The organism is Parabacteroides sp. 52 (assembly GCF_010500925.1).
Taxonomy (GTDB): domain Bacteria; phylum Bacteroidota; class Bacteroidia; order Bacteroidales; family Tannerellaceae; genus QVMG01.
Genome location: NZ_QVMG01000008.1, coordinates 119,968 through 135,748 on the forward strand (window position 1 = coordinate 119,968; position 15,781 = coordinate 135,748).

Sequence of the window (15,781 nt, forward strand, 5' to 3'; positions counted from 1 at the left end):
TAGGAATAAAATCCAGGATCAATATTTTTTGATCAGTACGGTTCCGGGGTAATAGTGTTGCAGTATCTTTTTATAATCATAGTTTTGTGTTGCCATAACAGCGGCACCTATCTGGCAAAGACCGACCCCGTGTCCCCATCCGGCACCTGTAAGAATGAAACGTCCGGGTATACCCTTTTGTATATCTTCTTTGTCTACGACAAAAGCAGAGCTATACAGGTGACTTTCGGACAAGATGCGCCGTATCTCCAACTCTTTACCTAGGATAAATGTTTTTTTCGAACCTACTATTTTCAATTCTGTTATACGTCCGGATGCCCCTCGTTTAACAGGGATTAAGTCCAGAATAAGTCCAAAGTCTATCCCTTCTGTTTTTTTATGCAGGAGGTTGCCTAACTCCTGTTGGGTATATATTGTTTTCCAACGATAAAAATCAATCGTCTCCTGGTCGTAGTTATTGAGTACCTGGTTGAGTATAGCCTTGTCTGTTGTATGGCAAAAAGCCATGGGTGCATTCCGTATCCATTTGTCTGCTTCCTGCTCTGTTGTGAGATCGGGCAGTTCTCCTTGGGTATTGTCTCGTATGGCGGTGAGGTAGGCGTGAGGTTCGGGCTCCCAGCAATGTTCGAACTTTTCAGTGACTCCTCCGCAGCATTTGGAAAAGCGGGTGTCACAAATCATTTGTCCGTCTGTGAGTATTTCTCCCCAGGTCTCTTTCACTGCTTTTTCCACGACGAGGTTTGAGGAGGGGGCAATGCCCTGGTAGCGTTGGCAGTGATCATCGGCACACACATCAAAAAGGGCATGGTCTTCCCGGTCGTACCAGCGGATGAATTTTTTTTCATCCCGGTAGCTACATTCTTTTTTCTCGGCATTGTTCTCCGCATGATGTTTTTTCTCCAACTGGGCCAACAACCAGCTCCGGGAAATAACAGCATGTGCTTTTAATAATTCGATGGAAGAGGTCGCATTCATTTCGGAAGAGATAACACTGGTCAGATAGACTTCAATATCCACCTCGTTGATAGCCACAATCCCCTCTTCAGTAGCAAGCAGGTTCAAGGCTCCCTTGAAACGTTGATCTTGCTTTTGTTGCCAATGAAAGTTTTTGCCAATAACCACTCCTTGTATATCAAAAGTGGCTGTTTGACGTGATGCCGGTTCAAAGAAAAGTTCTTCGTACTGTTTCCCATTGAAACGAATCTTATTGTTGACAAGCAGGACACGTTGTTCTCCTTCTAAAAATTCCCCGGTCTCCTTATGTATATATGCTTCGTTGAATATAAAGGAGAGGGTGTTTTCCGTCAGAATGCCAACAGTAACAGCAGGTGATCTCATTGTGTTAATCGGTCTTTGGGGTTCGTAGTGAATTTACAGTGAGATAAGCAATGATAGCAATATACATGACGACAGCAAGGATTTCAGCCCCTTTGCTTTCGAACCAGACTTCATTCAATAGGTTGATGCCTGCAAAACGAAGGGCTGCACTCACTACTCCCATCAAAGCTCCTCCGGCAATGAAACCGGATGCAAGAAGGGTGCCTTTTTCTAAGCGTGCGGCATTGACTTTCTGATCTTTACTTCTACTGCCTACATACCAGCTGACAGCTCCCCCGATCAATAAAGGAGTATTCAGATCCAATGGAATAAACATACCCAAAGCAAAGGCGAGTGCCGGAACTTTCAGGAAGTTCAGGACTATGGCCAGAACAGCACCGATACCATATAATATCCAGGGAGCACCTGCTCCACTCATCAAGGGTTCAATCACTGCCGCCATGGCATTGGCTTGCGGGGCAGCCAGTTGTCCGCTGGTGAAACCAAATGTCTGGTTTAATATCAGGATCACACCTCCCACCGTAGCAGCCGATACGAGGGTACCTAAGAATTTCCAGGTCTGTTGTTTTGCCGGTGTACTTCCCAGCCAATAACCGATCTTCAGGTCGGTGATAAAACCTCCAGCCATGGAGAGTGCTGTACAGACAACTCCTCCGATAATCAAGGCAGATACCATACCGGTGGTTCCCTTTAACCCAGCGGCAACTAATATGATAGAGGCTAAGATTAATGTCATCAAGGTCATACCCGATACCGGGTTGCTTCCTACGATAGCAATGGCATTGGCAGCCACTGTTGTAAACAGAAAAGCGATAATGCCTACCAGTAACAAGGCAATTACTGCATGAAACCAATTATCCAATACCCCGAAATGGAAGAAGAGGTAAGTCACTATAAGTGTGATAATAATACCTATCGTAATGATTTTCATGGAAAGGTCTCTCTGTGTGCGTACTTCTTCACTTTTAGCCTCCCCTGCTTTGCCTTTCATCTCCTGAGCAGCCAGTGAGACGGCTCCTTTGATAATACCCCATGATTTGACAATGCCAATTACTCCGGCGGTGGCAATGCCTCCGATACCGATATGCCGGGCGTAAGTCGTGAAAAGTTGTTCGGCACTCATGCTGCCTACACTTGCAGTGATTGCACTATTACCCAATGTGAGTACTTCATTGCCAAAATAGGCAGACATAAAAGGAATAATAATCAACCATACCAGAAAGGAACCGGCACAGATAATAGCAGCATATTTCAATCCGATAATATAACCTAAACCTAAAACGGCAGCCCCTGTGTTAACCTTAAAAACTACTTTGGCTTTATCTGCCAGCATTTCACCAACTCCCACCATACGGGTCGTAATGGTTTCACTCCACCAACCGAATGAGGCGATAATAAAGTCGTATAATCCTCCGATGATACCGGCGAAGATAAGGGGACGAGCTTGGCTGCCTCCTTTTTCCCCGGAAACAAGTACCTGGGTCGTTGCTGTCGCTTCGGGAAATGGATATTTCCCATGCATGTCGGAAACGAAATATTTGCGGAAGGGGATTAATAACAGAATACCTAATATCCCCCCTAACAATGAACTCATAAACACTTCAAAGAAGTTGACCGTTATTTCCGGATATTTGTCTTGCAGGATGTAGAGTGCAGGAAGGGTAAAGATGGCTCCGGCAACAACAACACCGCTGCTTGAACCGATCGATTGTATCATAACATTTTCTCCCAGGGAGTTTTTCCGTTTGAAAGCACCGGAAAGTCCGACAGCAATGATCGCTATCGGAATAGCCGCTTCGAATACTTGTCCTACTTTGAGACCCAGATAGGCGGCTGCCGCACTGAAAATAACAGCCATCACTAATCCCCAGAAAACAGACCATGGAGTGACCTCTTTGTATTTTTTGTTGGGCGACATAATGGGTTGATACTCTTCTCCTTCTTTCAGTTCGCGATAAGCATTTTCGGGTAATCCGCTTATCTTTTCTTCGTTGTTCTCAGTTTTCACAATATTAAAATGTTAGATTTTTGGACTTGGATTTGTTTGTGAATCGGGTCACGGACACAAATCTAGGGCAATTAATTGAAAAATACAAATCAAAATGTCAGGGAAGTCAGCCTCTGTTCTTCTTCCAATATAGAAAGATGAATTAAATCCCTTGTTACTCTTTCCTTTTCCAACTATTCTTTTTATCTTTGCACCCGCTAATACAAACAGCTTAAATTAATTATTCAAACATGGCAACAAAAATCAGATTGCAAAGACACGGTCGTAAAGGGTATGCTTTTTACCAGATCGTAGTCGCTGACAGCAGGGCTCCACGTGATGGAAAGTTTATTGAAAGGGTAGGTTCTTATAATCCGAACACTAATCCTGCTACAATAGATTTGAATTTCGAAAGAGCTTTGTATTGGTTACAAGTAGGTGCACAACCTACGGATACCACACGTAACATCCTTTCTCGCGAAGGTGTTTTGTTGAAAAAACACTTATTGGAAGGTGTGAAGAAAGGTGCTTTTGACGAAGCTGCAGCGGAACAAAAGTTCCAGCTTTGGTTGAAAGACAAACAAGCCGCTACGCAGGCTGTGAAAGACAAAGATCGTGATGCCGCAAATGCAGCAGCGAAGGCTCGTCTGGAAGCTGAAAAAGAGGCTAACAAAGTGAAAGCAGAAGAAGTAGCTAAGAAGAAGAAAGCCGAATTAGCCGCTGCTGCTGAAGCACAGGCTGAAGAAGCTGCGGAGGAAGCTCCTGCAGTAGAAGAGGCTCCTGTAGAAGAAGCAGCACCTGTTGCTGAAGCTCCTACAGAAGAAGCTCCTGAAGCTAGCGCTGAGTAATTTGCGTTTTCTCTGAAAAGAATATGGTTGACAGATGGAAGTCTGTCAACCATTTTTTTTGCCTTTATCATTTGCCGGGTTCTATTCGGAGCCCTATCTTTGCCTGTCTGATTAGAGAAACAAACAGGAAAGCTAATAAAATAAACACAGGATATCCATATAGAGATGAAAACAATAAGTACAATGATTCTATTTTGTAGTTTGGTTTTTTGTTTCTCTGTAAATGCACAGACACCTACACCGGTTTCTTTGCAAGAGGAAGAGCAGAGGACCGAGAAATTAAGAGATGAAATCTTATTGTTGAAAAAACTAAAGGTCTCCGGTTATATACAGGGACAATATCAATATGGACAGGAAGCTGCCTCATTGAAAGTAGGTGGTGCCAATGAAAATCCGGAGAAATCATACAATCGGATCGGTATTCGCCGGGGACGTATTAAATTTCAATATGACGAAGGGATAGCCTCTGGCGTGTTTCAGCTTGATCTGACGGAAAACGGAATCCACTTTAAAGATGTTTATCTGAATATAAAGGATCCTTGGTCTCATACATCTGCCTTGCGTGTCGGTGTCTTTGACCGTCCTTTTGGGTATGAGATCAGCTACTCTTCTTCCCGTCGCGAATCACCGGAGCGGTCGACGATCTTTCAAACGCTCTTTCCGGAAGAACGCGATCTGGGGGCAATGTTTATACTTCAACCGCTCCCAACCTCTCCTTTTCACTTCCTAAAGGTCGAAGCCGGCTTATTTGCCGGAAACGGAATCAAAAAAGATACGGACAGCAAAAAAGACTTCATCGGTCATTTTTCTGCGGCAAAAACGATTGGTAAAAATAGTGCCTGGGGAGCGGGTCTTTCTTATTATAACGGATCGGTGTATCAAGGCACTGAGAATGTGTATAAAATGCAAGGCCGGAAGTTTGTATTGGATGCGGATCCAGGTCATAAAGGAGGATTTGCCAAACGGGAATATATCGGTTTGCATGCCCGTTTATCCTTGACAAATAGTTGGGGGAAGACAGAGGTGCGCGGGGAGTATTTGTTTGGTCAACAGCCGGGAACTCTTTCCGGCAGTAAGAGTCCGAATGCTTCTTCATTGCCTGAAGCGGATGTGTATATACGGGATTTCCGTGGAGGATATCTTCTTCTGGTACAGGATATCGGCAAACTCCCCTTTTCTGCGGTCCTAAAATATGATTGGTATGATCCGAATACGGATGTTTCCGGTAACGATATCGGTCTGAATGAAACGACATCAACGGATTTGTCAATGCATACGATCGGTGGGGGAATCCTTTGGTATATATATACGAATCTCCGTCTACAAGCTTATTATGAGATAAATAAAAATGAAAAAACGTCTCAGATAGAAAGGTATAAAGGAGATGTGAAGGACAATGTCTTTACGCTGCGTCTGCAATACAAGTTTTAATGGGTTTGAACCGTCTGTTTTTTACGCTTCTCATCGCAATTTACCTGACCTAGTATACAGTCTTCACCAGCCTTCACTTCGTTCATAAGTGAACAGCCTGGGCAACCGATACATGGATTGTGGGTCGCAGGTGCTGTAATTGTTTTATATAGTTTATATCCTACATAAAGAATTACCAGTAAGGCTACTATACCTGTTGCTATTTCTTGCCACATAAGTCACTTTTTCTTCTATAACAAAGGAGGAAGGGGATAGGTTTAATTCAATAATTGAATTAACCAGCCGCCTGCCTGATAGACAATGAAAGAAACAATCCACGCCAAAACGCAGGAATAGACGATGACAAAAGCCCCCCATTTCCAGGATCCCGACTCTTTACTGATGGCCGTAATGGTTGCAATACAAGGAAAATAAATAAGTACGAACATCATCAGGCTTAATGCTATTAACGGAGTGAACACCAGATCCCCCGATGCATTCCGGTCTTCCTGTAAACGTTCGGATAAGGCCTGGCTCTCTTCTTCATCACCGGTGTAAAGCACACTCAGGGTGCTGACAACGACTTCTTTGGCTGCCATGCCGGTAAGTAGGCTGACGCTCATCTTCCAATCGAAACCAAGAGGTGCCATGATGGGCTGAATACCCTGTCCCAAACGACCGATATAAGAGTGTTCCTGATGATCCATACTTTTGAGTCTCTCCAGTTCGGCTATCGTATTTTCTTTTTCTTCTGCCTGCATCGTGCTGTTTGTTACCACTTCAATTTGTTGATCGTATACTTCCATGCCGGCAGAATGCCTCGGGAAATACCCCAGGAACCAGATGATAATAGAAGCCACCAGGATAACACCTCCCATTTTGCGCAGGTACTGCCGGGCTTTTTCCCACATATGAATAAGGATCGATTTAAGCGTAGGCATGCGGTAAGGAGGTAATTCCATCACAAAGGGTACATCTTCCTTCTTGAAAAGAAAACGTTTAAATAAACGGGCCATAATAACCGCCAATAGAATACCGGTAGCATATAAACTCAATAGAATGACACTGGCATGATTTGGGAAGAAGGCTCCTGTCAACAAAACGTATACGGGAAGGCGGGCGCTGCAACTCATCAATGGATTAATCAACATGGTTATCATCCGGCTGTTACGACTCTCAATCGTACGTGAGGCCATGATGGCCGGTACATTGCAGCCGAATCCCATCACCAGGGGAATGAATGATTTCCCGTGTAGCCCCATCTTGTGCATGATCTTATCCATAATGAAAGCTGCCCGGGCCATATACCCCGAATCTTCCATGAAAGAGATGAAAAGATACAAGATAAGAATATTGGGAAGGAAGACAATAACTCCTCCAACTCCTCCGATAATTCCATCGACCAGTAGATCTTTGAAAGGCCCTTCACTCATCAGATTGCGTACTGTATTACCAATCCATTCCACCCCTGCTTCGATCCACTCCATCGGATAAGCTCCCAGGGTAAATGTGGCTTCGAACATAATCCACATAAACAAGATAAAGAAGGGAAAGCCAAGAAGTTTGTGGGTGACAAAGAGGTCGATAATTTGTGTCTTACTAATCTTCTGAATTTTATTCTCTTCAAAAGTTTCCAATAGTGCCCCGGAGATGAAACCATAACGTGCATCCGTGAAGGCTGTTTCGCAATCTTCTTGTAAGAGTTCTTCTATCTCGTTTACTTTTTCTTCTCTGACAGCCAGTATATGTCCGGATTCAGGAAGTTCGCTGATATAGGTTTCGACTTGTTTATCCCTTTCCAATAGCTTAATGGCCAGGTAACGTTTGGATAGGTCCCGTGGAATATTGGCATTGGTTTTAAGCGTTTTTTTGAGGCTATGAATGCCTTTTTCCAAAACATCTCCGTAATTGATATGGATATGACGGACGGTAGGATCCTCCTCTTCGTATACCTTAATGACACGGTCGAAAAGATCTTTGATCCCAAAGCCGGTCTTGCTAATGGTCGGAACGATAGGGGCGCCCAGCATCAGACCCAGTGAGTCGTAGTCGAACTTATTCCCTTTGCGTTGTAATTCATCATACATATTAAGTGCGATAACCATACGCATATCCATATCGATCAACTGGGTGGTGAGGTATAAATTCCGTTCCAGGTTGGAGGCATCGATAATATTGATCACCACATCCGGCTGTTCCTCCTGCAAGTGTTTACGGACATATAATTCTTCCGGTGTATAAGTGGACAATGAATAAGTGCCGGGTAAGTCGACAATACGGAAAGTATATCCGTTTTGTCGGAATATCCCTTCTTTGGCATCCACGGTGACACCGCTATAATTGCCCACATGTTCATGCAGGCCGGATGCAAAATTGAATAAGGATGTTTTTCCACTGTTGGGATTCCCTATCAATGCAACATTGATTATCTTTTGTTTGTTCAAGGCAATCGCATGTAGGTCTTCATCGGAAGGAATGAGTGACGATCCCTGAAAAGAAGGGGCCTGTTCTGCACCCAGGTGTTCTTTAGCAAATTCATGTGCACTGACAACCTCTATCAGGGCCGCTTCACTTCGACGAAGCGAAACATCATACCCCATCAAACGATAGTGTATAGGATCTTTTAGTGGGGCATTTTGAACCACCACCACTTCTTTTCCGCGGATAAATCCCATCTCGATGATCCGTTTACGGAAGGCACCACGCCCCATCACTTTCACGATAACTCCTTTATCCCCTGTGCGTAAGTCCGATAATTTCATAATTTGCTAATTCTTTGACAAAGGTAATTATTAAAGGTGACACACTCAATACCTATATGTAGGTATTCACGAAGTGGTTTAATAAGGAGGGCGTACAAAAATAAAAGGGACAAAACTCACGCTCTGTCCCTTTTTGAGAATTAAAAAACTAACCTAATCCATCTGTGTATATATCATAGTCGGTTGGTGTCTTTTTGTCATTTGAAGTTATCCAAATGACAGTACAAATATCTTATTTTTTTGCGATATATTTATTGATGTATGTCAAATTAGCTATGGATTTAAAGTTTATTGACAAAACGAATTGTGTTGAATTACAATATATTTGCCCGTACACGACTCAGTGTTTCCGGGGTCATAAGCAGGAAAGAAGCAATGTGAGAAAGAGGTGCGCGTTTGATTATCTCGGGGTGCTCTTTCATTAAACGGAAATAGCGTTCGGTCGCTGTCTCAAACCGGAGGGAGTCTGTTTTGCGTTGAGAGATAATCAAGGATTGTTCTAAAAAGGCACTGTATAAGAGGGCTATTTCCGGTTCTTTACGAAGTAACTCTTTCAACCGATCGAATGGCATGCCGTAGATGAGGGTAGGCTCCAAAGCTTCAATGATCATATGGGAGGGCTGTTTGTTGAAACAACTCTCTATGGCCATGACAAAATAGTTTTCGTATGCGAAATGTTCGGTTATGTCTTTGTTGTTTTTATAGTAGTATTGGCGTACAAACCCTTGATGGATATATCCGATCTGCTTACAGACCTCCCCCTCTTTCAAGAAGAATTCTCCTTTTTTTAATTCTCTGGGAACTAAAATGGAGGCTAATTGCTCTTGTGTCTGTTCGCTCAAGGGCATAAAAATCTGACCAATACATTGTGCTATTTGTTTTGTCGTTTCCATTCGGTTAGTTTTTCCCAGGCTAAATATAAGAAATTAATGAAAACCACCATACCCAATAAGGGCATAATTCTCAGATAAAGAATTATGCCCTTTCATTCAGTCGTATCTTTTATTTATTTATACTCCTGCCAGCTCTTGATCTGAATATCCTCCATCTTGATGGTGCAGAAGGCTTCAATAAAGGCGCTTGCCAGACGCGCATTGGTTATCAGCGGTATATTCAGGTCGATAGCAGAACGGCGGATTGTATACCCATTGCTTAACTCCCGGGCGGTCAGGTCACGTGGTATATTCACCACCATATCTATTTTCTTTTCCCGCAGCAGATCCAGTGCTTGTGGATGTTCTTCTTCACTGGGCCAATATGCCCGTGTACTGGATATGCCGTTTTCTTCCAGAAAACGATGTGTACCTCCTGTTGCATAGATGTTATAGCCTTTTGCTTTCAGCATTTTAGCAGCATCTAACATACTCACTTTCTGTTTGGCTGTACCTGTGGAAAGAAGGATATTCTTTTCGGGTATGCGTTGACCGACAGCCAGCATACTGGTGAGAACCGCTTCGGATACATCATCCCCCAGGCAACCCACTTCTCCGGTAGAGGCCATGTCGACTCCTAATACCGGGTCTGCTTTTTGCAGACGGTTGAAGGAGAACTGGGAGGCCTTGATACCTACATAATCCAGGTCGAACTCGTTCTTGGCAGGTTTCTCCACCGGCAGACCCAGCATGATTTGCGTAGCCAGCTCGATAAAGTTTATCTTCAAAACCTTGCTGACGAAAGGAAAACTCCGCGAGGCGCGCAGGTTACATTCGATCACTTTGATCTCGTTCCCCTTTGCCAGGTATTGTATATTGAAAGGACCGGATATCTGTAATTCCTGGGCTATCTGTTTACTGATGCGTTTGATCCGGCGTACGGTTTCTACATATAATTTCTGTGCAGGGAACTGGATGGTAGCATCTCCGGAGTGTACTCCCGCAAATTCTATATGTTCACTGATGGCATACATAATGATCTCTCCCCGGTCGGCAACGGCATCTACCTCTACCTCTTTGGCGTACTCGATAAACTGACTGACCACCACCGGGTGTTTCTTGCTGACATTGGCCGCCAACTGCAGGAAGCGTTCCAGTTCTTCCTGGTTTGAACACACATTCATGGCAGCACCACTCAATACATAACTGGGGCGTACCAATACGGGGAATCCTACTTCGTCGACGAAGCGATCTATATCCTCCAGGGAAGACAATTCTTTCCAGCGCGGCTGATCGACTCCGATCCGATCCAGCATCGCGGAGAATTTCTCGCGGTCTTCCGCGTTGTCTATACTCTTGGCCGAAGTACCTAGTAGAGGCACTTTCTGTTCGTCCAGGCGTATAGCCAGGTTGTTGGGGATTTGTCCGCCTGTAGAGACGATCACCCCATGGGGATTTTCCATCTCCAGGACATCCATGACACGCTCGAAGGTCAATTCGTCGAAGTACAGGCGATCGCACATGTCATAGTCCGTTGATACCGTCTCCGGGTTATAGTTGATCATGACGGAGCGCCAGCCCTCTTTGCGTATTGTCTGAAGAGCCTGTACCCCACACCAGTCGAATTCCACCGAGCTACCGATGCGGTAAGCTCCCGATCCCAATACAACAATGGAGCGTTTGTCATTCAGGTAATGCACATCGCTCTCAGTACCGCAGAAGGTCATATAGAGGTAGTTCGTCTGTGCCGGATATTCGGCTGCCAACGTGTCTATTTGTTTAACGACAGGTAGAATGCCCCGGTTTTTCCTGTCCTGGCGAACCAAGAGACTGGCTTTTTCAAGATCATCCCGGCTCTCTTTGAAGACTGCCCGGGCTATCTGAAAGTCGGAGAAACCTTGTTCTTTGGCATGTCTGAATAATCTATCCGGCACTTCCGGCAGGGCATTGTGTGTTTCCAATGCTTCGGCCGTTCGCATGATACCCTGTAATTTCTGAAGGAACCATTTATCAATCTTTGTCAGGTCATGGATTTGATCGATCGTGTATCCGGCGCGGAATGCTTTGTTTATCACAAAGATACGGCGATCTGTTGGCTCGTTCAATGCTTTGTCGATATCATCTATTACCAACTCTTTGTTTTCAACAAATCCATGCATTCCCTGTCCGATCATGCGCAAGCCTTTCTGTAAAGCCTCTTCGAAGGTGCGGCCAATAGCCATTACTTCTCCTACCGACTTCATGCTTGATCCCAGTTCGCGGGCTACCCCATGAAATTTACCCAAGTCCCAGCGCGGTATTTTGCAGACTACATAGTCCAAAGCCGGCTCGAAGAAGGCCGTTGTTGTTTTTGTTACGGAATTTTTCAGTTCGAAGAGACCGTAACCTAAGCCCAGTTTAGCGGCCACAAAGGCCAATGGATAACCGGTTGCTTTAGAAGCCAGGGCGGAGGAACGACTCAGGCGGGCGTTGACCTCAATGACCCGGTAGTCTTCACTTTCCGGATCGTATGCATATTGCACGTTACATTCTCCGACAATGCCTATGTGGCGGATGATGCGGATAGCTAACTCACGTAGTTTATGATAGTCTGTGTTGGTCAATGTCTGAGAGGGGGCAATAACGATACTTTCCCCCGTGTGGATTCCCAGTGGGTCGAAGTTCTCCATATTACATACCGTAATACAGTTGTCAAAGCGGTCACGCACGACCTCGTATTCAACCTCTTTCCAGCCTTTCAGGCTCTTTTCCACCAATACTTGCGGGGAGAAAGAGAAGGCCTTTTCGGCCAATACGTTCAACTCTTCTTCGTTGTCGCAGAAGCCCGATCCTAACCCTCCCAGGGCATAAGCCGCACGAATAATCACCGGGTATCCCAGTTCCATAGCCGCCCTGCGGGCGTCGGCCACCGTAGAGACAGCTTCACTTTTTATGGTTTTGACATCTATCTCATCCAATTTATGGACAAAGAGTTCACGGTCTTCCGTATCCATAATCGCCTGTACCGGGGTACCCAATACACGGACATTGTACTTCTCCAATATACCGCTTTGGTACAAAGCAACCCCGCAGTTCAGTGCCGTCTGTCCTCCAAAGGCAAGCAAGATCCCTTCCGGTCGTTCTTTCTCAATGACTTTCTCCACAAAGAAAGGTGTGACAGGCAGGAAATATACTTTGTCTGCAACCCCCTCAGAGGTTTGTACGGTGGCGATATTCGGATTGATCAGTATCGTTTCGATGCCTTCTTCCTTCAGGGCTTTCAATGCCTGGCTACCGGAGTAATCGAATTCACCGGCTTCACCGATTTTCAGAGCACCGGAGCCTAAAAGAAGCACTTTCCGCGGCAGAGTTTTCTCTGCTTGAGAATGGAGGGGTGGCAATTGATGGGAGGTGGCAGAGGTCGCATCCGTTTGAGGCTCAAAGGATAAGGAGCCGGTGTGGAGGCTGTCGACAAAAATATCGAAGATAAATTCCGTATCGGTCGGACCACTGCAAGCTTCCGGGTGGAATTGGGAGGAAAAGAAAGGTTTTGTTTTATGCTTGATACCTTCGTTCGTGCCATCATTCATATTGATGAATAAAGGTTCCCAATCGCTTCCCAAGGTGTCGTTGTCTACGGCATACCCATGATTCTGGGAGGTGATGAAACATCTTTCCGTGCCCACCATACGTACTGGTTGGTTGTGGCTGCGGTGACCGTATTTCAATTTAAAGATAGAGGCTCCGCCGGCTTTTGCCAGTAATTGGTTTCCCATGCATATACCGCAGATGGGTTTGTTTCCTTCCAGGGCTTTGCGTATGTTTTCTACTGCTTCTACGCAGGTGTCCGGGTCGCCGGGACCATTGCTGATAAACAAACCGTCGTACGCTAACTGGCTGAAATCATAATTCCAGGGTACACGGATAACCGTTACATTTCGATTCAACAGGCTCCGGATGATATTATGTTTGACTCCACAATCGACAAGCACTACCCGTTTTTTGCCTTCTCCCTCTCCGTAGGTGATGATCTTTTGGGTAGAGACTTTGCCTACATAGTTCACTTCATCATAATGAACAATCGTTTGTTTCTTGTTTTGGGATGAATCCTTTTCTTCTTTCTCTTTTCCATCTCCCCAAACGATTTTTCCCATCATCACTCCATGTTCCCGGAGCTTTTTGGTGAGAGCACGGGTGTCGATACCGTATATGCCGGGAACTTTCTCTTCTTTCAGCCAGTCACCCAGGCTGCCCGTAGCGTTCCAGTGGCTGTATTCATGGCTATAGTCACTGATGATCATTGCTTCAGCGTGAATCTTTTCACTTTCCATCAGGGTGGCGATGCCTTCCGGACTGAAGCTGCGGCGCGGAACGCCGTAGTTGCCTACCAGGGGAAAGGTGAGAACCATGATTTGTCCGGCATAAGAGGGGTCAGTCAGGCTTTCCGGATAACCGGTCATTGCGGTGTTGAACACTACTTCTCCTGTCACTTCTCCTTCATAACCGAAAGAAAAACCCTGAAAGACGCTGCCGTCATCCAGAATAAGGCTTGCAATCTTGTCCTTTTGCATATCTTGGGTGTTATTTAATGTTTAGTCGTACGTTTCTGTGTAAATATTCTTCTTCCATAAAATGAATGAAGGCATTGTTCACCATGCGTGCTCCGCCGGGGGTAGGGTAGTTGCCCGAGAAATACCAATCTCCCGGATGATCCGGACAGGAGGCATGCAAGCCCTCCAATGTCTGGTACACAATCTCCACTTTGGCCTGAATACCCGGAGGGGTCAATAGTTCAACCATTTTCGCGGATATCTCTTCATCCGTAAAAGGGGCATATATCTCTTTCACATAATTGACAATAGCCTTGTCGGGTAATGACTCTTGCTCTTTGGCTTTGTCGTATACCTCTTTGATCAATCCCGTTTGTCCCCGTTCTTCCAATAAGGCGATAGCCGCTTTAAAGGCGATAAACTCATTCATGCGTGACATATCTATTCCATAATAATCCGGATAACGTACCTGGGGGGAGGAGGAGACAATCACGATCTTTTTCGGATGGAGGCGATCTAATATACCGATGATGCTTTGCCGCAAGGTGGTACCGCGTACGATACTGTCATCGATCACCACCAGATTGTCTTCATAAGGGCGTATACTGCCATAGGTGATGTCGTATACGTGAGCCGCCAGGTCGTTCCTGCTATTGCCTTCTGCAATGAATGTACGCAGTTTGATATCTTTGATGGCCACCTTTTCTGTCCGTATCCGCATCGAAAGGATTTGTTCCAGTTCTTTTTCCTGCAAGAGATGGCTGCGATCGGCTATCCACTCTTTCTTCCGTTTGTTCAGGTACTCATTCAGTCCGTCCAGCATACCGAAGTAAGCCACCTCGGCCGTGTTGGGGATGAATGAGAATACGGTATGATTCAAATCGTAATCGATTGTTTTCAATAGAGGGCCCACTAGATTTTCTCCCAGTCGTTTTCTTTCTTTATAAATATCTACATCACTGCCCCGCGAAAAGTAGATACGTTCAAAAGAACAAGCTTGGTTCTCTTGGGGAGCTACTATCTGCGTGGTGTGCATTTTTCCTTCTTTATTAATAATAACAGCTTCTCCCCGTTTGAGTTCATTTATTTCATCACAATGTACATGCATGACCGTCTGTATGACCGGACGCTCGGAGGCCAGAACGAAAATCTCCTCATCGGCATAATAAAAGGCGGGGCGGATTCCCCAGGGGTCGCGTACACTGAATGACTCACCACTTCCGGTTAACCCACAGATAACAAATCCCCCGTCCCAGGAAGGAACGCAACGTTTCAATACGTTGGCTATGTCTATCTGTTTTTCGATTGCCTGGGTGATATCCATGCCCGTTAATCCGTCCGCTTCGCATTGGGCATAGAGGCGTTCTACCTCCCGGTCCAGGCGGTGTCCCATTTGTTCAAGCATGATGTAGGTGTCGGAATATTTCCGGGGATGTTGTCCGATAGAGGTGATCTCTTGGAATACATGATCTACGTTTGTCAGGTTGAAATTACCGCAAAGAGCCAGGTTTCTGGCACGCCAGTTGTTGCGTCGTAAAAAAGGATGGATATAAGAAATACCGGATTTCCCGGTAGTGCTGTAGCGGAGGTGTCCCATATAAAGTTCTCCGGCGAAAGGAAGTTGGGTCTTGGCAAAAAAAGGATCGTTTACCTGTTCGGGCGGAATCCCCTTGTAGTGGTCGTGAACAGCGGCGAATATATCGGTGATAGCTCCGGTTCCAATGGCTCGCTCCCGAAACATATATTCTTCTCCAGCTTTTGCTTCTAACTTGACGCAGGCTAAACCTGCCCCTTCTTGTCCCCGGTTATGCTGCTTTTCCATAAGCAGATAAAGTTTGTGGAGACCGTACATCCAACTTCCGTACTTTTGGTGATAATATTCTAAAGGTTTTAGCAATCGGACCATGGCTACACCACACTCGTGTTTCAATATTTCCATTCCAGATAATGTTGTATAAATTCCGTCAGCAAAGGTACTTCTTTTTTGCTGTAAAATCCTTCCGGGAGGACAGGCGAAGGTTGAAAAATGTATAAA

Annotated in this window: 9 protein-coding genes; 2 read left to right on the forward strand and 7 right to left on the reverse strand. The window is 45.3% G+C overall.

Translation table 11 applies throughout. The features are described from left to right. Window positions 1–18: 18 nt before the first annotated feature. Window positions 19–1,338 (reverse strand): SpoIID/LytB domain-containing protein, encoded by a 1,320-nt coding sequence (locus D0T51_RS06600; protein ID WP_163726912.1) that lies wholly within the window; start codon window positions 1,336–1,338, stop codon window positions 19–21. Window positions 1,339–1,342: 4 nt separating this feature from the next. Then, on the reverse strand, window positions 1,343–3,346 hold the full coding sequence (locus tag D0T51_RS06605; RefSeq protein ID WP_163726915.1) for an OPT family oligopeptide transporter: 2,004 nt from the start codon (window positions 3,344–3,346) through the stop codon (window positions 1,343–1,345). Window positions 3,347–3,576: 230 nt separating this feature from the next. Between D0T51_RS06605 and D0T51_RS06610 the strand changes: the two genes are divergently transcribed. After that, the gene (locus D0T51_RS06610) at window positions 3,577–4,173 is read left to right on the forward strand and encodes a 30S ribosomal protein S16 (protein ID WP_163726918.1); all 597 of its coding nucleotides are present in this window, start codon (window positions 3,577–3,579) and stop codon (window positions 4,171–4,173) included. 183 nt (window positions 4,174–4,356) lie between these two features. Further along, the gene (locus D0T51_RS06615) at window positions 4,357–5,604 is read left to right on the forward strand and encodes a hypothetical protein (protein WP_203583336.1); all 1,248 of its coding nucleotides are present in this window, start codon (window positions 4,357–4,359) and stop codon (window positions 5,602–5,604) included. On the opposite strand, the gene D0T51_RS06620 is transcribed toward D0T51_RS06615, so the two are convergent. The 5 genes from D0T51_RS06620 to D0T51_RS06640 form a co-directional block, all read right to left on the reverse strand. Then, the gene (locus tag D0T51_RS06620) at window positions 5,601–5,819 is read right to left on the reverse strand and encodes a FeoB-associated Cys-rich membrane protein (RefSeq protein ID WP_163726924.1); all 219 of its coding nucleotides are present in this window, start codon (window positions 5,817–5,819) and stop codon (window positions 5,601–5,603) included. The two genes, D0T51_RS06615 and D0T51_RS06620, sit on opposite strands and share 4 nt — an antisense overlap. 42 nt (window positions 5,820–5,861) lie before the next feature. After that, entirely contained in the window at window positions 5,862–8,345 is a 2,484-nt protein-coding gene (gene feoB / locus D0T51_RS06625) for a ferrous iron transport protein B (protein WP_163726926.1), read from the reverse strand. 314 nt (window positions 8,346–8,659) lie between these two features. Continuing rightward, on the reverse strand, window positions 8,660–9,238 hold the full coding sequence (locus D0T51_RS06630; RefSeq protein ID WP_163726927.1) for a Crp/Fnr family transcriptional regulator: 579 nt from the start codon (window positions 9,236–9,238) through the stop codon (window positions 8,660–8,662). A gap of 113 nt (window positions 9,239–9,351) precedes the next feature. Continuing rightward, window positions 9,352–13,767, reverse strand: coding sequence for a carbamoyl-phosphate synthase (glutamine-hydrolyzing) large subunit (gene carB, locus D0T51_RS06635; protein ID WP_163726929.1), 4,416 nt, complete (start codon window positions 13,765–13,767; stop codon window positions 9,352–9,354). 10 nt (window positions 13,768–13,777) lie between these two features. Continuing rightward, entirely contained in the window at window positions 13,778–15,685 is a 1,908-nt protein-coding gene (locus D0T51_RS06640) for an amidophosphoribosyltransferase (RefSeq protein ID WP_163726931.1), read from the reverse strand. Window positions 15,686–15,781: the final 96 nt, after the last annotated feature.